Annotated in this window: 17 protein-coding genes and 1 pseudogene; 5 read left to right on the top strand and 13 right to left on the bottom strand. The window is 60.7% G+C overall.

All coding sequences use genetic code 11. The features are described from left to right. The first annotated feature begins 31 nt into the window (after positions 1-31). Entirely contained in the window at positions 32-700 is a 669-nt protein-coding gene (locus Q0W88_RS00090) for a response regulator (RefSeq protein ID WP_297798739.1), read from the top strand. On the opposite strand, the gene recO is transcribed toward Q0W88_RS00090, so the two are convergent. The 10 genes from recO to rpoE form a co-directional block, all read right to left on the bottom strand. Next, positions 678-1,391, bottom strand: a complete 714-nt coding sequence (gene recO / locus Q0W88_RS00085) for a DNA repair protein RecO (protein ID WP_297798738.1) — start codon at positions 1,389-1,391, stop codon at positions 678-680. The genes Q0W88_RS00090 and recO overlap by 23 nt on opposite strands. Then, positions 1,391-2,299, bottom strand: a complete 909-nt coding sequence (era, locus tag Q0W88_RS00080; protein ID WP_297798737.1) for a GTPase Era — start codon at positions 2,297-2,299, stop codon at positions 1,391-1,393. Before era ends, recO begins: the two co-directional genes overlap by 1 nt. Then, positions 2,296-2,943, bottom strand: a complete 648-nt coding sequence (rnc, locus tag Q0W88_RS00075; RefSeq protein WP_297798735.1) for a ribonuclease III — start codon at positions 2,941-2,943, stop codon at positions 2,296-2,298. The genes era and rnc overlap by 4 nt, the downstream gene beginning before the upstream one ends. Before the next feature lie 4 nt (positions 2,944-2,947). Then, positions 2,948-3,331, bottom strand: a complete 384-nt coding sequence (locus tag Q0W88_RS00070) for a DUF4845 domain-containing protein (protein ID WP_297798734.1) — start codon at positions 3,329-3,331, stop codon at positions 2,948-2,950. A 10-nt stretch (positions 3,332-3,341) separates the two neighbouring features. Further along, positions 3,342-4,163 carry a signal peptidase I gene (lepB, locus tag Q0W88_RS00065; RefSeq protein ID WP_297798732.1) on the bottom strand — a complete coding sequence of 274 codons (822 nt, stop codon included), beginning with the start codon at positions 4,161-4,163 and terminating at the stop codon, positions 3,342-3,344. 9 nt (positions 4,164-4,172) lie between these two features. Beyond that, entirely contained in the window at positions 4,173-5,966 is a 1,794-nt protein-coding gene (gene lepA / locus Q0W88_RS00060) for a translation elongation factor 4 (protein ID WP_297798730.1), read from the bottom strand. 84 nt (positions 5,967-6,050) lie between these two features. Further along, positions 6,051-7,541, bottom strand: a complete 1,491-nt coding sequence (locus tag Q0W88_RS00055) for a Do family serine endopeptidase (protein ID WP_297798729.1) — start codon at positions 7,539-7,541, stop codon at positions 6,051-6,053. 31 nt (positions 7,542-7,572) lie between these two features. Further along, a complete protein-coding gene (locus Q0W88_RS00050) occupies positions 7,573-8,493 on the bottom strand; it encodes a MucB/RseB C-terminal domain-containing protein (protein ID WP_297798728.1) in 921 nt (306 codons plus the stop codon). Further along, positions 8,493-9,182: a sigma-E factor negative regulatory protein gene (locus Q0W88_RS00045; RefSeq protein ID WP_297798727.1), complete on the bottom strand. Its 690-nt coding sequence runs from the start codon at positions 9,180-9,182 to the stop codon at positions 8,493-8,495. Before Q0W88_RS00045 ends, Q0W88_RS00050 begins: the two co-directional genes overlap by 1 nt. Beyond that, complete coding sequence (rpoE, locus tag Q0W88_RS00040; RefSeq protein WP_297798726.1) at positions 9,179-9,769, bottom strand: RNA polymerase sigma factor RpoE; 591 nt, start codon at positions 9,767-9,769, stop codon at positions 9,179-9,181. Before rpoE ends, Q0W88_RS00045 begins: the two co-directional genes overlap by 4 nt. 136 nt (positions 9,770-9,905) lie before the next feature. Between rpoE and Q0W88_RS00035 the strand changes: the two genes are divergently transcribed. Further along, positions 9,906-11,942 carry a 3-hydroxyacyl-CoA dehydrogenase NAD-binding domain-containing protein gene (locus Q0W88_RS00035; protein WP_297798725.1) on the top strand — a complete coding sequence of 679 codons (2,037 nt, stop codon included), beginning with the start codon at positions 9,906-9,908 and terminating at the stop codon, positions 11,940-11,942. Positions 11,943-11,990: 48 nt separating this feature from the next. On the opposite strand, the gene Q0W88_RS00030 is transcribed toward Q0W88_RS00035, so the two are convergent. Then, positions 11,991-13,430, bottom strand: coding sequence for a transglycosylase SLT domain-containing protein (locus Q0W88_RS00030; RefSeq protein ID WP_297798724.1), 1,440 nt, complete (start codon positions 13,428-13,430; stop codon positions 11,991-11,993). A gap of 104 nt (positions 13,431-13,534) precedes the next feature. Here Q0W88_RS00030 and greB point away from each other — a divergent pair, with 104 nt between their 5' ends. After that, positions 13,535-14,035 carry a transcription elongation factor GreB gene (gene greB, locus Q0W88_RS00025; protein ID WP_297798723.1) on the top strand — a complete coding sequence of 167 codons (501 nt, stop codon included), beginning with the start codon at positions 13,535-13,537 and terminating at the stop codon, positions 14,033-14,035. A 75-nt stretch (positions 14,036-14,110) separates the two neighbouring features. On the opposite strand, the pseudogene rimO reads toward greB, so the two are convergent. After that, positions 14,111-15,418 (bottom strand): annotated as a pseudogene (gene rimO, locus Q0W88_RS00020) (30S ribosomal protein S12 methylthiotransferase RimO); the annotation flags it as partial. Positions 15,419-15,477: 59 nt separating this feature from the next. On the opposite strand from rimO, the gene Q0W88_RS00015 reads away from it, so the two are divergent. After that, positions 15,478-15,924 (top strand): HIT domain-containing protein, encoded by a 447-nt coding sequence (locus tag Q0W88_RS00015; RefSeq protein ID WP_297798721.1) that lies wholly within the window; start codon positions 15,478-15,480, stop codon positions 15,922-15,924. Continuing rightward, positions 15,921-16,466: a DUF924 family protein gene (locus tag Q0W88_RS00010; protein WP_297798720.1), complete on the top strand. Its 546-nt coding sequence runs from the start codon at positions 15,921-15,923 to the stop codon at positions 16,464-16,466. Before Q0W88_RS00015 ends, Q0W88_RS00010 begins: the two co-directional genes overlap by 4 nt. A 16-nt stretch (positions 16,467-16,482) precedes the next feature. Here the strand turns inward: Q0W88_RS00010 and dcd are convergent. After that, on the bottom strand, positions 16,483-16,771 hold a 289-nt coding region (gene dcd, locus Q0W88_RS00005), incomplete at its 5' end, for a dCTP deaminase (protein ID WP_297798719.1).

Genomic DNA, 16,771 nt, shown 5'->3' with positions numbered 1-16,771 from the left:
TATGGCACCGCCTGCGCCAAAAAAACCGCCGATGAAAGCCTCCATTGTCCTGATCGAAGACGACGAAATCAGCCGCTTCTACCTCTCCGAAGCCATCGCTTTGCTGGATGTCGAATTCACGGCTTGCCCCGACTTTGCTTCTGCCTGTGCGGTAATGCGGACCAAACCGCCGTCGCTGATTATTTCCGATCTGAATCTGCCGGATGGCGAGCTTCCGGATCTGGCCGCCGCGTTTCCGGCCGGGATCCCGATTCTGGCGATCAGTGCCGAGGTCACCCTGGCTGTCCGGGAGCGACTGGCCGCGAAAGGCATTGCCCATGTTCTGGCCAAACCGATGCCCGTTGCCGAACTGCACGACGCCATCCATCGGCTGTGCACTTGCACTCCGGAACTCTGGAATAAGGAAAAAGCGCTCAAAGCCCTCGGAGGCAGTTCCGCCGCGCTGCGCAGCATGCGCGCCATGTTCACTGCCGAACTTCCGGTTGCCGCGCAGAGTATTCAGACGGCATTCGATTCGGGCAATGCGACGGCCGTGCATGATGCGCTGCACAGGCTCAAAGCCAGCTGCGGCTTTCTGGGCGCCGAGCGGCTGTTGGCGGCCTGCCGCGCGCTCGATCAGGACCTGTCAGAAGCTTCGCATTCCGCTTTCCGGACCACCTTGGCCGATACCCTGGCTTTCATGATTTCAACGGACGGCTGAGCTCACCGATCATCTGCCACGAACGCGGCAGGGATTTGCCCAGATGCTGTGCGATCACCCCGTGCAGCAACTGCCGCAATACTGCGAGAGCCTTGGCCGAGGGCATGCGATCGGCATTGAAATCGAGCAGATCGGTGCCCGAGAGCGCACCGGGCTCCTCCGCTTTTGCCGGCATCAGGCCGAGTTCGGGATGCGCCCGATAATGGTGCTCAGGCTCGATGTCACGGCCATTGGCCATCGCCGTCCACGGAGTGATGTAGCCCAGATGCTGGATGAGATCCCTTTCGAATCGGCGCACCAGCCAGGCCAGCGGCATGCCGCCCGCAAGCTCGGTGCGCGCCGCAAGCAATAACTGGTAAAGCTCGTTATCCGCATCCTGGCGCGGACAGAGCTTCAACACCAGTTCATTGAGGTACAGACCTGCCATCAGCCGATCACCGGCAATGGCCAATACCGGCGGAAGCGGTTCGGAAGCGGTCAAAGTACCGAGTTCGCTTTTGAGCAGAAAGCTGACCTTGATGTGCTGCATCGGCTGCAGCTGCGCGCGCAGCACATGGTTTTTGGCACCGGTCACGCCTTTGGCGACAAGACCGACAATGCCATGATCGCGGGTCAGCAGTTCAAGTTGCAGACTGGTTTCGCGGTACGCCCGTTTGTGCAGCACGAGCGCGGGCTGCCACTCGATGCGCATCAGTCGTTGTAACCGAACCGTCGCAGCGCGGCCTCGTCATCGGACCAGCCGTCGCGGACGCGGCACCAGGTTTCCAGGAATACCTTTGAACCGAACAGTTTTTCCATGCCCAAGCGTGCCGAGGTGCTGATGGCTTTCAGCTGCTGGCCGCCCTTGCCGATGACGATGGCCTTCTGCCCTTCCCGCTCGAGCCAGATCACGGCACCGATGCGCAGAAGGCCGCCGTCTTCCTCGAATTTCTCGATTTCGACCGTGGCCGAATACGGCAGTTCATCGCCGAGGCGCTGCATCAGCTGTTCGCGCACCAGCTCGCCGGCAAGGAAACGCTGGCTTTTGTCGGTGATCTCGTCCTCACCGTAAAGCGGTTCGGATTCCGGCATCAGTAGCAGCAGGCTTTTGACCAGATCGGCGGTACCCTTGCTCTTGAGCGCAGAGATCAGATGCACGGAGGCGAACTCGCGGCCTTCGGTCACTTCCTTGATGAACGGAAGCAATGCATCCTTGTCCTTGAGCTTGTCGATCTTGTTGATGACCAGAAGCACAGGAACGTCCGAATCCTTGAGCGCCTGATAGGCCAAGGCGTCGTCGCTGTGCCAACGGCCGGCCTCGATGACCAGAACGGAGGCATGCACGTCGCTGACCGCGCCGCGCGCGGCGCGGTTCATGTGCCGGTTCATGGCGCGTGACTGTTTGGCATGGATTCCCGGGGTATCGACCAGCACCAGCTGGCCTTCCGGAAAGCTGGCGATGCCGAGCATGCGGTGGCGTGTGGTCTGCGGCCGTGAGGACACGATGCTGATTTTGCTGCCGACCAGCGCATTGACCAGTGTCGATTTGCCGACATTGGGCCGGCCGATGACGGCGACGAAACCGGCATGATAGGGGATGTTGTCCAGATGTTCGGTCATTTTTCCTGGCCTAGAAGAATAAGCGCCTTGCGGGCGGCATCGGCCTCGGCCGATTTTACCGAGCTTCCGCTGCCGGCCGTGGTGATTGCGAGATGTTCGAGCACGCACTCGATATCGAAAGTGCGTTCATGATCGGATCCGCCGGCCCGGATCAGACGGTACACCGGCAAGGCATGCTGTTTGGATTGCAGCCACTCCTGCAGCTTGGTTTTCGGATCCTTGCCCGGCGACTTTTCAAGCGACAGGTGCAGACGGCTGCCGAACCATGCATCCACAAGCTGCCGCGCTGCCGGAAAACCGGAATCCAGATAAACGGCTGCGATGACGGCTTCGACGGCATCGGCCAGGATGGAATCGCGACGATGGCCTCCCGACTTCATTTCGCCGGGGCCGAGCTCCAGCCGCGCTCCCAGGTCCTGCTCACGGCCGATTTCAGCCAGTGTGGATTCACGCACCAGATGCGAACGCGCTTGGGTGAGTTCGCCTTCGCTGGCTTTGGGGAATTTACGGTACAAGGCATCGGACACCAGCATGCCCAGTACGGCATCACCGAGGAATTCGAGGCGCTCGTTATTGGGCTTGCCGGCGCTGCGGTGCCGCAGCGCCTGACGCAGCAGTTCCGGATCGCGGAACCCTGTCAGCAACGCATCACTCCGCGTCGGCCCGGCCGGTCACCGGAAAACTGCGCTCGAACTTGGCGACGAAGTCGAGGTTGTACATCAGCGGCTTGCGGACCTCGTAATTCAGATCCAGCACTTTGCCGTCCTTTTCGGTGCGCAGCTTGATGTGCTTGTCGAGGTCCACGCTGTCGACGTAGCTAATCTGGAACCGGCGGTAAAGACTGTCCTTGATCTGGGCCAGTGCCTGTTTATCGGCCCCCGCGGCCTGGGTCACGGCTTTGATGTCGTTGACCGCACTGAAATATTCGGAATACACCGGGAACAGGCGCATGAAAAGGAATCCGAAGAATCCGGCCAGCGCCAGAACGAAGAGGAAGCTGAGCAGGGTAATGCCTTTCTGATTGCGTTTCATGATGACCCCCTTAGTCGATTTTGGTGCCGATGCGTGACGGCTCGAAACTGTCGGTACAGAACCAACCCGAGCAGTTTAACCATATTACCATCGCCTTACCAACCACGTTTTGCTGCGGAACGAAACCCCATTCGCGGCTGTCGGCACTGCGGTCGCGGTTATCGCCCATGGCAAAATAATGGCCCTGCGGCACCACCCAGGTGCCGTTGTTGCGGTAACCGAGCGGCACGCCATCCATTTCCAGCATGGTGTGGGACTTGCCCGGCAGGCTTTCGGTGTAGATGCGCGACCCGGTCATCTCGCTGGAAACGCCTTTGCCGACGTAAACGCCGGCCTCGGCATAGCCGAATGGCACACCATTGACCGAAACCCGGTTCTCTTCGACGCTGATGGTGTCGCCCGGAAGTCCGATCACGCGTTTGATGTAATCGGTACCGGCGGCCGGGTCTTCCTTGCCCAGCTCTTTCGAGCCGGGATAGCGGAACACGAACACATCGCCGCGCACGGGTTCGCCGACCTCGACGATCTTGGTGTTGATGACCGGCAGACGGATGCCGTAACTGAATTTATTGACCAGGATGAAATCGCCGATCAGCAGGTTGGGCATCATCGAACCGGACGGAATACGGAACGGTTCGGCAATGAAGGAACGAAGGGCCAGGACCAGAAAGATGACCGGAAACAGGGATTTGGCGTATTCGACCAGGACCGGATCGGTGGCTGCGGCATCGGCCGCGAGGCGTCGTTTCTCGAAAACGAATTTATCGGCGAGCCAGATCAGGCCGGTGAACAGGGCCAGAAGGGTGAGTATCAGGGCGAAATCGATTTTCACGGGCAATCCTTATTTGTTATCGACCGACAGCACGGCCATGAACGCTTCTTGCGGAATTTCGACGCGGCCGAACTGCTTCATCCGCTTCTTGCCTTCCTTCTGTTTCTCGAGCAGCTTTTTCTTGCGCGTGGCGTCGCCGCCGTAACACTTGGCCAGCACGTTCTTGCGCATTGCCTTGACCGTCGAACGGGAAATGATCTGGGATCCGACCGCGGCCTGGATGGCGACATCGAACATCTGGCGCGGAATCAGTTCGCGCATCTTCTCGCACAGATCGCGGCCGCGGCGGTCGGCATGGGCGCGGTGCAGGATCATCGACATCGCGTCGACGCGGTCGCCGTTGATCAGCACATCGACGCGCACGAACGGACCGGCATCGAAGCGCAGGAAATGGTAGTCGAGCGAGGCATAGCCGCGCGATACCGACTTGAGGCGGTCGAAGAAGTCAGTGACCACCTCGGCCATCGGCAGTTCATAAGTGATCTGGACCTGGCTACCCATGTAGTTCATGCCCTGCTGGGAGCCGCGCTTTTCCTCGCACAGGGTGATGACGTTGCCGACGTAATCGGGCGGAGTCAGGATGGTGGCAAGGATGACCGGTTCGCGGATTTCCTCGATTTTGTTGACCGGGGGCAGCTTGGCCGGATTGTCGAGCGGCAGGATGCTGCCGTCGGTGAGCAGCACTTCATACACCACGGTCGGTGCGGTCGAAATCAGGTTGAGGTCATACTCGCGCTCAAGGCGTTCCTGCACGATTTCCATGTGCAGCATGCCCAGGAAGCCGCAACGGAAGCCGAAGCCCATCGCTTCCGAACTCTCCGGCTCGAAATTCAGCGCGGCATCGTTGAGCTTGAGCTTGTCGAGAGCCTCGCGCAGCGCCGGGTAATCCTCGGCATCGACCGGAAACAGGCCGGCGAACACGCGCGACTGCATGGTCTGGAAGCCCGGCAAGGGTTCCGTGGCCGGATTGCCGGCCAGGGTCAGGGTATCGCCGACCGGCGCGCCATGGACATCCTTGATCGAGGCGTTCATCCAGCCCACTTCACCGGCCGAGAGCTTGCCGAGCACTTTGCGCTTGGGCGTGAACACGCCGACCTCGTCGACCTGATGCACACGGCCGGTCGACATCACCAGAATCTTGTCACCCGGCTTGATTTCACCCTGCACCACCCGCACCAGCGAGACCACACCGAGGTAGTTATCGAACCAGGAGTCGATGATCAGCGCCTGCAGATGGCCGGTATCGACCGGTTTCGGCGGCGGAATGCGGGCCACGATGGCTTCCAGCACGGCACGCACGTTCAGTCCGGTTTTGGCGGAAATGGCGACCGCCTCTTCGGCATCGATGCCGATGACCGCCTCGATTTCGGCCTTGACCCGCTCGACATCGGCGGTCGGCAGATCGATTTTGTTCAGCACCGGAACCACCTCCAAGCCCTGCTCCACCGCGGTATAGCAGTTGGCGACCGACTGGGCCTCCACGCCCTGGGCGGCGTCCACCACCAGCAGAGCGCCTTCGCAGGCGGCCAGTGAACGCGAGACTTCATAACTGAAATCCACATGCCCCGGGGTATCGATGAAATTCAGCTGGTAGGTCACGCCATCATCGGCGGTGTACGGCAAGGACACCGACTGCGCCTTGATGGTGATGCCGCGTTCGCGCTCGATCGGGTTCGAATCGAGTACCTGGGCTTCCATTTCACGGGCCTCGAGGCCGCCGCAGAGTTGGATGATGCGGTCGGCCAGGGTCGATTTGCCGTGATCCACGTGCGCGATGATGGAGAAATTGCGGATATGCTGCATGGGGTCGCTTTTCGGAAAACTTAGCCGGTCATTATCGCATATGCCGCCGCTTCTGAGGCGGTTTTCCGCCCCAGAATCAATTTCTTACGGCACGACAAGCATGTGGATGGCCGTACTTTCGGCATTACGGATCAGCACCCTCACCCGGTCACCGGATTTATAGGCGGATACGGCTTTTTCGAAAGCGGCTACCGAAGCCACCGGCGTGCGGCCGACCTCGAGCACGACATCGCCTTTGGCAATGCCGAGCTGGCCGAGCATGGGTTGGCTGATCCGGGCGATCTGGACGCCACCGGTAGCCAATCCCAGGCGGCTTCGCGTGGCCGGGCTGACCTCCTCGACACTGAAGCCGAGCTTCGACGGGTTGGCCGGGGTCTGGCTCGGCGTTCCCGGATTGCGTGGATTGCCGGCAGCTTCATCAAGCACCGAAAGCACGACCGGAATGTCCTGTGTACGGCCATTGCGAAGGATGCTCACCCGCGATTTCACGCCCGGCTGCAGGGCACCGACCATGGGCGGCAGATCGGAGGACTTGACGATGGCGGCACCGTTGAATCCGGTAATGACATCTCCGGGCTGGATGCCGGCCTTGGCGGCGGCACTGCCGTTCTGAACGCTGGCCACGAAGGCACCTTCCGCGGTTTTCAGGCCAAGATCGGTCAATTCCTCCGGCTGCACATCACGGACCTGCACGCCGAGCTGGCCACGGCGCACGCTTCCGGTGGCCTTGATCTGCTCGACGGCATTCATGGCGGTCCGGATCGGAATCGCGAAGCTGACGCCCATGTAGCCGCCGGAGTTGCTGAAAATCTGGGAATTGATGCCGACCACCTGGCCGCGGGTATTGAGCAGCGGGCCGCCGGAGTTGCCGCGGTTGATGGCGACATCGGTCTGGATGAACGGGACATAGCGCTGGCTGCCGTCCACGCTGGGGCGGCCGAGGGCGCTGACAATGCCGGCGGTGACCGAATAATCGAATCCGAACGGCGATCCGATGGCCACCACCCATTGTCCGGGCTTGACCGCGTCGGAATCGCCGATGGCCAGTGTGGACAGGCCTTTGGCGTCGATCTTGAGTACGGCGACATCGGTCGAGGGGTCGGAACCGACCAGCTTGGCCGGCAACTGCCGGCGGTCGGCCAGGTGCACGACCAGTTTGTTCATGCCCTCGATGACGTGATGGTTGGTCAGCACGTACCCGTCGGCGGAGATGATGAACCCGGAGCCGTAGGACGTGCCGCCGCCGCGCGGACCCTGTGGACCGGGCTGTCCCGGCATCGGCTGGCCGAAGAAGCGGCGGAAGAATTCCTGCATCTGCTCGTCATCGGATTCCGGAGCGGCCGATCGCCTTTCCGGGTCCGCACCACGCTCGCTGCTGGCTTCGATGCTGACCACGGCGGGCGTGGTGCGTTCAACCAGTGCGCTGAAATCCGGGAGCGCGACCAATGGCGCGGCATTGGCCGTCGATGCGCTTTGTGCCTGCACCGGCTGCTGGGCTTGCTGCCAGCAGGCGACCAGCACGGCACAACTGAAGAATCCCAGCAGGAAACGGGAAACGGGCGTAATTGCTTTCATGGCTACCTCGATGATCGAAGATTGAACGGGTTCAACGTTGGGTCTGTGCAAGGATTTTTTCAAGGGTGGCGACCGGCACTTTGCCCATGGCGACATAACGGATGTTGCCGTCGCCGAGCATCAGGCCATTCACGCCGTCACGGTGCATCTGGGCTTTTTCCTTCAGTTTTGACGGTTCGACATACAGCGAAATGCTGGATAGTCCGTCACTGAACAGATACTGGGTGGATCCAGCGCGGCTTTCACTGGCGATCACCTGGAATCCCTTGACCTCCTTGAACGGCGACTTCAAAGGCGGCGGCAGCCGGCGCTTGGGTGCTTTGCCCTTGCCCGGTACCGGCGTGATTTCGATTTGGGTGAACATGAACTGTTCGACGGCAAAACCGCGCTCGTCGAGGGTGATGACTTTCAACGGAAGCCCGGTTTCGGTATCCAGCCAGAGCCGGTAACTGTAGCGCCAGGCATCTTCCGCTTTGATTTCGACGACCTGGGTGGATCGCCCTGCAACACGCGCCTTCTCGGCCAGGCGGATCTTGTACCACTTGTTGCCTTCGGCGCTGGCGAAATGACTGAAGGTGATCTGTCCGGAAGCTGAAGCCGGAAACGACTGCGCCGAATCTTCGGAACTGCCTCTCTGGATTTTTCCGCCTTTTTTCACCAGCTCCCTGGGCATGCCCGACAGCGTGCGCATGCGCAGATTCTCGACACCGTTGTCCATGCGATGCTCGATTGCCAGCGTATTGATGTTGTCACCCTGCACAAAAACCAGAACGCCTTTGTAATTGTGGTTCGAGACCGCACCGTTGATACGGCCCAGCCATTGTCCGGAATCATCGCTCCAGAACTGCTGAACCCATTGTTTACCGCTGTCGAGCCAGCCACGCTCCTGCGCCGCCAAGGGTGTGGCGAGCGTGATGAGCAGCAGACCGGCAAGCAGGGATTTCGGGCGCATCATTGGCCGTCCTTGCCGCCGTCTTCGGCGCCCGTCTGCGGGGCGGAAAGCATCTGCGCGTAGGAAATGAGGTCGTTTCCAGTATTGCTGCCGGTCATCTGGTTGTGACGCGCCAGATAGCCGTCCAAGGCCTGGTCGCTTTTGGGCCAGCTTTTGGAACGGGTCGCCTCATTGAGTTCGAAACGGGTCGGGTCATCGGCCGCAGCCAGTTGCGTCGATGGCGGATCCGACTTGGCCGCAGGCCGGGCCGCCGGCTTCGCGCCTGCTTTCTGCACTGCCGCCGGAGCGGCTTCAGCCCCGGACGGAGACGCAGACGGTGGCGGGACGGACGTCTGCTGCGCAAGCATCCGATCATCGGGGGCAGTCACATCGGGGGCCGGCATCAGCTGATACCCAAGACCGGCGACCAGTGCCAGTGCCGCGAACGATGCGACCAGCCGCCAGGGCGCTTTCGTGCCTCCGGCCTCAGGCTGGCATTGCGCACATATCGCATCGGCACTGCCTGCAGGCATCAGCCGCATCGGCTGTGATTTCAGGACGGATGACGCAATCCACGCGCGCTCACAGGCCGCGCGCAGTTCGGCATCGTTGGCCAGGCGCTTCTGAAAGAAACGGCGTTCGCTGTCCGACAATTCGCCGTCGATGTAGGCGCTGAGTTGTTCTAAATCGGTTTCGCTGATCGGTTTCATGGTCGGACTCGCTGGGACTCGTAAAGGGGACGCAATCGGGCGTCGATGGCTTCGCGCGCCCGGAAAATTCGGGAACGTACCGTTCCCACCGGTGAATTCATGACTTCGGCGATTTCCTCGTAGGAAAGCCCCTCCATCTCTCGCAGGGTGATGGCTTGCCGGATTTCCTCCGGCAATTGCGCCAGCGCCTTGCTGACCACTTGGGCAAGTTCTTCGCGCAAAAGTTCATGCTCCGGCGTGTCATTGTTCTGCACGTAGATGCCGCCTTCGATGAACTCGGCATCTTCCAGCTCCACATCGGCACCGGGGCGCCGTTTCAGGCTGGCCAGATGGTTCTTGGCGGTATTCACCGCAATCCGGTACATCCACGTGTAGAACTGGCTTTCGCCGCGGAAACCCGGCAGTGACCGGTAGGCTTTGATGAAGCTGTCCTGAACCACATCCTGGCACTCGGCCGGGTTGCGCACGAAACGGCTGACCACTGCCGCAATGCGGTGCTGGTATTTCCGGACCAGCAGGTCGAAGGCGGTTTTATCACCCTTCTGCGCCCTTTGGACCAGCTCGGTATCGATTTCGTGTTCGCCCATCGGGCCGGGATCTCCGTATCGTTGCAGCCAATGGCTACAGGGTTTGTCGCTTCAGGCCCTGAAAAGTTCCCGAGAATTGACCGTCAGGCTCAAAACGGTGATGATAAGCTTACTTCAATTTCAATCAAACGAATGTATGAATCAGTTCAGTGGTCTCTCCCCGCAACATTGGCAACTCGAGGAACGCAAAGACGGCATCCTGATCCTCAGCCTCGAACGCAAGGACACCAGCGTCAACACCCTGTGCCAGGCTGTGCTCAATGAACTCGATGGCTTGCTTGAGCGCATGGCCTTCGCTCCGCCGAAGGGGCTGATCATCCGCTCCACCAAGAAAGCCGGATTCATCGCCGGCGCCGACATTGCCGAATTTGCCGAGTTCGATGCCAAGGGAACGGTGCTTGATGCCATCAGCAACGGCCAGAACATCTTCCAGCGCATCGCCGAACTGCCCTGCCCGACAGTGGCCTTGATCCACGGCCACTGCATGGGCGGCGGCACCGAACTCAGTCTGGCCTGCAGCGCACGGGTGGCATCGGATGATGCCAGTACCCGCATCGGCCTGCCGGAAGTAAAACTCGGCATCTATCCGGGCTGGGGCGGCAGCGTGCGTCTACCAAGACTGGTCGGTGCCCCGGCGGCCTTCGACATGATGCTGACCGGACGCGCCCTGTCGGGCAAAGCGGCACGCGCCATCGGTCTGGTCGACGCGGTGACCGCTCCGGATTTGATGGTCAACAAAGCCGTGGAATTCATCGAACACGGCGTCCATCGGCCGTTCAAGCAGAAAGCAACCGCCTGGCTCAGCAACAGCTGGCTGGCGCGGCAGATTCTGCCCGGCGTACTCACCAAACAGGTCGCGCGCAAAGCCCGAAAAGCCCACTATCCCGCGCCCTACAGTCTGATCGACACCTGGCGGCGATCCGGCGGCATGCCGGTACGGGCGGCGCTGAAACAGGAAGGCTATTCGGTGGCCAAACTGGCACAGGGGCCGACCGCGCGCAACCTGACCCGCATCTTCTTCCTGATGGAACGCCTGAAATCGCTCGGCGGAAAAGAGCACGGCATTTCGCATGTGCATGTGGTCGGTGCCGGCGTGATGGGCGGCGACATCGCCGCCTGGTGTGCCCTGCGCGGCTTCGAAGTGACCCTGCAGGACCGTGAAATGCAGTACATCCAGCCGGCACTTGACCGTGCCGAGACCCTGTTCGCGAAAAAGGTGAAGGATGAAACCAAACGCACGGCGACCCGCGCCCGACTGCAGGCCGATGTGGCCGGGGATGGCGCGGCCAAAGCCGATCTGATCATCGAAGCCATTTTCGAAAATCTGGACGCCAAGCAGACGCTTTATGCCACGCTGGAAGCGACGATGAAGCCGGATGCCCTTCTGGTTTCCAACACCAGCTCGATTGCGTTGGATACCCTTGGCGCCAAGTTAAGCCACCCGGCACGTTTCGCCGGTCTGCACTACTTCAATCCGGTGGCGATGATGCCGCTGGTGGAAATCGTCCGTCATGCCGGCATGGCAGCGGAAACCGAACGCCGCCTGGCCGCGTTCTGCCGCAGCATCGACAAACTGCCGGTACCGGTCGCCGGCACCCCGGGCTTTCTGGTCAACCGGATCCTCGCGCCCTACATGCAGGAAGCGATTCTGGCTTTTTCGGAAGGCATCCCGGGCCGCGCCATCGACAAGGCGGCGCTCGATTTCGGCATGCCGATGGGACCGATCGAATTGGTCGATACGGTCGGCCTCGACGTCGCCGCCAGCGTCGGCAAGATCATGGCCGAATTCCACGGTCAGACATTGCCCGATGCCCTGCAGGTCACTCCCGGTAAACGCGGCAAGAAGGACGGCGAAGGTCTGTACAAATGGGTCGATGGCAAAGCGGTAAAACCGGAACTCCCGAAAGATTACAAAGCACCCGATGATCTTCAGGACCGCCTGGTATTCGCTCTGCTCAACGAGGCCGTATCCTGCCTGCACCAGGGGGTAGTCGCCGACGCCGAGCTGCTCGATGCCGGCGTTATTTTCGGCACCGGATTCGCGCCGTTCCGCGGCGGTCCGATCGAACACATCAAGGCCATCGGCCGTGATGCGGCACTGGCCACGCTGAAATCCTTGGAAGGCAAGTACGGTGCGCGCTTTACACCGAAGGCCGGCTGGGATGCCTTGTAAACAAACTCTAGCCTGAAAAAAGCCGGCGCAAGCCGGCTTTTTTCATTCCTATTTCTTGCAGCCGATCAGTTTTATCTCCTGACCGGGCTGGATGACATAATTGGGCGGAGTCAGATCATTGACCTTGATCAGGCGACTGAGGTCGCAATCGAAGGTACGGGTGATCATCATCAGGGTTTCGCCGGGTTTGACGATGTACTTTCCGTTATGTTTTTCCGAAACCGCGGTTTCCGCAACCGCTTCGGAATCGTCAACCGCCTCGGCGACGGTGACTGGCGGCGGCCGGTAGAACACGGGAGCCTTGCGGGCCTGGGTCAGCATCCGCGCCTGTTCGCTGCGCGGCCCGCCCAGACAGTTGGCCTGATAGCTGGCCACCAGTTTCTTCGGAGCACGCAGCACGATGCCCTGTGCGATGTACTGGCCGGGCTCGTAGTGCGGATTGAGGTTGCGCAGCACGCGGAACCAACCGGACTGGTTATGCGGATTACCCAGGCAAATGGTGAGTTCGTTGATGGTCGTGGCGCGCTGCAGGGTCAGGCTGGCCGGGGAATAGTCCAGCTTCGGGTAGGTCAGGCCGTACTCATTGCCGTGAAGAAATAACCAGGCTGCAGCCAACACCGCCGGTACGTAATCCCGCGTTTCCGCAGGCCATTCGGTGTACACATTCTCCTGCCAGAAATCACCGCCACGCTCACCGAAGATGCGGCGGGCGCGGCCTTCGCCGCCGTTGTAGCCGGCAATGGCCATCTCCAGACTGCGATTGAGCTCCTCGAAGCGTTCGTTCATGTACTGGGCATTGGCCCGCGCGGCGAACTGGGGATCATAGCGCATGTCATAGCCCGGGCCGGCATCAAGCCCGAAACGGCGGCCGGTGGCCGGCATGAACTGCAGGGGGCCGGCTGCGCCGGCCTTGGATACCGAATGCACCTTGCCACCGGATTCCTTGGTCATCATGCCGAACAGCAGCGCTTCGGGCAGACCGGCCTTTTCGTACTCCGGCGCCATGAGGTAACGCATGTAATGGTAGTTTTCCCAAGAGTCCATGAAGAACCCGCGGTTGACGGTCAGCCAATTGGCGATGGCCGCCTGCAACGGCTCATTGTATTTGATCAGCAACTGCAGATTGCCTGTACCCAGCAACTTGACGGTGGTGCCGAGCGCGGGAATGGCCTGCGGCGCCAGTGCCGGCTGGGGACCGCCGGTTGCCGGCATATCCGACTGCCTGATCAATTGCTCGTAGGCACTGATCACTTTGGTCTTCGAACAGGCTTTGAGCTTGAAACACTGGCTGGCCTGATCTTCGAGATCCTCGATGGCTTTGTTCATCACCGCCAGCTGGCTGTCGTCACCGGTTTCATAGCGGTCACGTGCCTGTTGGTAGTTCTTCAGGGTCTGGTCGATTTGACCGTAAAGCGTTTCCTCGCGGGTCGGTTTGGCGGCCTGTGCAGCGCCGGAAAAAACCCCGGCGAGAAGGACAGTGACGAACATCGGGCTTATCCGCATGAAAACTCCTTGGCACATGCTTTATGCTATCCAGACTGCATTATCGGCTATAGCCGGCGCAGACTCCATAAATTTTTCGTGAATCCCCGATGAGCCGATGGCGACCGCCCTCCGATGCCAGCACCGCCCTGATCACCCATGACGGGCGCGAACGCCTGCGCGCCGAGCTTCAGGAACTCTGGCAGATCCGCCGTCCGGAAGTGGTGAAGGCGCTGTCCGCCGCCGCCGCCGAAGGCGACCGCTCGGAAAACGCCGAATACATCTACCGCAAGAAACAACTCGGTGAAATCGACCGGCGCGTACGCTACTTGAGCAAGCGCCTGGAAGTGCTGAAAGTGCCCGAACAGGACAGAACTCCACGCGACCGTATTTTCTTCAGCGCCTGGTTCGAGCTTGAAAACGAGGACGGCGATGTAAGGCGTTACCGTATCGTCGGACCGGATGAAACCGATGCACGGCGCAACTGGATCAGCATCGATTCGCCACTGGCGCGGGCGGCACTGAACAAAACAGTGGACACGGAATTCGAGGTCGAACTGCCGACCGGCTTGACCTCGTTTGTGGTGATATCCATCCAATACGATGCGTAATCCCTCTTTTCAAAAGAGAAGGCGCGCAACGCAGGGCGAATATCAGAAATCGGCGTTTTCGGGATCGACCAAGGCGAACAGGTCGTGCTCGTCGGCACCCATGATGGTGACGTCCACGAATTGGCCGGGCTTCAGGCCCATGCGCTCGCCGTCCTGGATCTGCACCAGACCGTCGATTTCAGGCGCATCGGCCTTCGATCGTGCGATGGCCAATTCGCCGTCCACGGCATCGACCAGCACCTGCTGTACCGTACCGACCTTGCGCTGCAGCTTATCTGCGCTGATTTCGGCCTGCAGTTCCATGAAGCGCGCAAGACGCTCCTGCTTGAGTTCTTCCGGTACGGCATCCGGCAGGGCATTGGCCGCAGCGCCATCCACCGGCGAATAGGCGAAGGCACCGACGCGGTCGAGCTCGGCCTGATCGATGAAGCTCAGCAGCTGCGCGAAGTCGTCTTCGGTTTCGCCGGGGAAGCCGACGATGAAGGTGCTGCGGATGGTCAGATCCGGGCAGATTTCACGCCACTTCTGGATGCGTTCCAGATTCTTCTCGACCGCACCCGGCCGCTTCATCAACTTCAGAATGCGCGGACTGGCATGCTGGAACGGGATGTCCAGATACGGCAACAGCTTGCCGTCGGCCATCAGCGGAATGATGTCGTCGACGTGCGGGTACGGATACACGTAATGCAGGCGTGACCACACGCCCAGCTCCGAGAGGCCCTCGCACAGGTCCTTCATGCGGGTCTGGTAGGTTTTCTCGCGCCATTGGCGTTCGGCGTAACGCACATCCACGCCGTAGGCGCTGGTGTCCTGCGAAATCACCAGCAGCTCCTGCACGCCACCGCGCACCAGCTTTTCGGCTTCGCGCAGCACATCGTCGACCGGCCGCGACACCAAGTCGCCGCGCATTGACGGAATGATGCAGAAACTGCAGCGGTGGTTGCAACCCTCGGAGATTTTCAGGTACGCGTAGTGTTTGGGCGTCAGCTTGATGCCGTAGTCCGGCACCAGATCGATGAATGGGTCGTGTTTCGGCGGCAGTGCGGCGTGAACCGCGCTCATTACCGTGCTGTAATCCTGCGGACCGGATATCGACAGCACGTCCGGGAACTGCTCGCGGATCTGCTCCGGGCGTTTGCCGAGACACCCGGTAACAATGACCTTGCCGTTCTCGGCCATGGCCTCGCCGATCGCATCCAGCGATTCCTCGACCGCCGAGTCGATGAAGCCGCAGGTGTTGACCACGACGACATCGGCCTTGTCGTAGGTCGGCACGATGTCGTAACCCTCCACCCGCAGCTGGGTCAGGATGCGTTCGGAATCGACCAAGGCCTTGGGGCAGCCGAGACTGACGAAACCGACTTTCGGATTGGACTTTGACATGCGGGAACCGGCACCGGATACTGGGGCTTGGATTATACCGTTTCCCGGCCACGCCCTCGATGAACAGCCCCGAATTCCGCCTTGATGCGCGCCTCGCCAAGGATACCCATTTCCTGTTGGATGCCCCGCTCTGCCGGATCGGATTGATGGATGATGCCCGCTTTCCCTGGCTGATTCTGGTGCCGCGGGTGCCGAATGTGCGCGAATGGCCGGATCTGAGTACCGATCATCAGCTGCAGCTGCAGGCCGAAATCAATGCCGCCGCCCGCGTCCTGCAATCCGCTTTCCCGCACGGTGAGAAGCTCAACATCGCGGCGCTGGGCAATGTGGTGCCGCAGTTGCACATCCACGTCATCCTTCGGCATGCCGGCGATGCGGCTTGGCCGGCACCGGTGTGGAACACCGGAACACGCGAGCTTTACGCGGAGTCGGAAGCGGCGGCCATGGCAAAAAATTTGCGTGATGTCTTCGCATCGGCCATATTTCAAGAAAGGCTCATGCCATGAGTCATGCGCATGCAGACATCATCCGCTTCTGGTTCACTGAAATCGACCGCGCCCTGTGGTTCAGGAAGGACGCCGATTTCGACCGCCTGCTCGATGAGCGCTTCGGCGCGTTGCATGCACAAGCATGTCTCGGCGAGTTGAGTGCCTGGCGCGACACACCGCACGGACGACTGGCCGAAATCATCGTGCTCGATCAGTTCTCACGCAATCTGTTCCGCGACAGCGCCAAAGCCTTTGCCCAGGACGGTATGGCGCTGGTGCTGGCACAGGAAGCCGTGCGCAGCGGCGCCGATGCCGCCCTGACGCCGCAGGAGCGTGTGTTTCTCTACATGCCCTACATGCACAGCGAATCGGCGTCCATCCACGAAACCGCAGTGGAGCTGTTCACCCGCAACGGCATCGCGAACAATCTGGACTACGAACTCAAGCACAAGGCCATCATCGACCGCTTCAGGCGTTACCCGCACCGCAACGCCGTGCTTGGCCGTGAAAGCACGCCCGAGGAACTTATTTTTCTGCAGGAGCCGGGCTCATCGTTCTGATGGCCCGTGAATGCACTCAGGTTTTGGGCAGCGTGACGCCGGTCTGGCCCTGATATTTACCGCCGCGGTCCTTATAAGAGGTCTCGCAGACTTCGTCGGACTGGAAGAACAGCATCTGCGCCACGCCCTCACCGGCGTAAATCTTGGCGGGCAGCGGCGTGGTGTTGCTGAATTCAAGCGTCACGTGGCCTTCCCATTCCGGCTCCAACGGTGTCACGTTCACGATGATGCCGCAGCGCGCGTAGGTGCTCTTGCCCAGGCAGACCACCAGGGTGTCGCGCGGGATGCGGAAGAACTCGACCGTT

The sequence above is a fragment of the Arenimonas sp. GDDSR-1 genome, assembly GCF_025980345.1.
In the GTDB taxonomy this organism is placed as follows: domain Bacteria; phylum Pseudomonadota; class Gammaproteobacteria; order Xanthomonadales; family Xanthomonadaceae; genus Arenimonas.
This window is presented reverse-complemented; position numbering and strand designations above follow the sequence as displayed.

Excerpts from the sequence above, each read along its gene's own strand:
- lepA (WP_297798730.1), bottom strand. The coding sequence starts at position 5,966 with ATGCAGCATATCCGCAATTTCTCCATCATCGCGCACGTGGATCACGGC.
- Q0W88_RS00045 (WP_297798727.1), bottom strand. The coding sequence starts at position 9,182 with ATGAAACCGATCAGCGAAACCGATTTAGAACAACTCAGCGCCTACATC.
- Q0W88_RS00015 (WP_297798721.1), top strand. The coding sequence starts at position 15,478 with ATGAACAGCCCCGAATTCCGCCTTGATGCGCGCCTCGCCAAGGATACC.
- rpoE (WP_297798726.1), bottom strand. The coding sequence starts at position 9,769 with ATGGGCGAACACGAAATCGATACCGAGCTGGTCCAAAGGGCGCAGAAG.
- Q0W88_RS00035 (WP_297798725.1), top strand. The coding sequence starts at position 9,906 with ATGAATCAGTTCAGTGGTCTCTCCCCGCAACATTGGCAACTCGAGGAA.
- Q0W88_RS00055 (WP_297798729.1), bottom strand. The coding sequence starts at position 7,541 with ATGAAAGCAATTACGCCCGTTTCCCGTTTCCTGCTGGGATTCTTCAGT.
- Q0W88_RS00030 (WP_297798724.1), bottom strand. The coding sequence starts at position 13,430 with ATGTTCGTCACTGTCCTTCTCGCCGGGGTTTTTTCCGGCGCTGCACAG.
- Q0W88_RS00090 (WP_297798739.1), top strand. The coding sequence starts at position 32 with ATGAAAGCCTCCATTGTCCTGATCGAAGACGACGAAATCAGCCGCTTC.
- greB (WP_297798723.1), top strand. The coding sequence starts at position 13,535 with ATGAGCCGATGGCGACCGCCCTCCGATGCCAGCACCGCCCTGATCACC.
- Q0W88_RS00070 (WP_297798734.1), bottom strand. The coding sequence starts at position 3,331 with ATGAAACGCAATCAGAAAGGCATTACCCTGCTCAGCTTCCTCTTCGTT.
- Q0W88_RS00050 (WP_297798728.1), bottom strand. The coding sequence starts at position 8,493 with ATGCGCCCGAAATCCCTGCTTGCCGGTCTGCTGCTCATCACGCTCGCC.
- era (WP_297798737.1), bottom strand. The coding sequence starts at position 2,299 with ATGACCGAACATCTGGACAACATCCCCTATCATGCCGGTTTCGTCGCC.
- recO (WP_297798738.1), bottom strand. The coding sequence starts at position 1,391 with ATGCGCATCGAGTGGCAGCCCGCGCTCGTGCTGCACAAACGGGCGTAC.
- Q0W88_RS00010 (WP_297798720.1), top strand. The coding sequence starts at position 15,921 with ATGAGTCATGCGCATGCAGACATCATCCGCTTCTGGTTCACTGAAATC.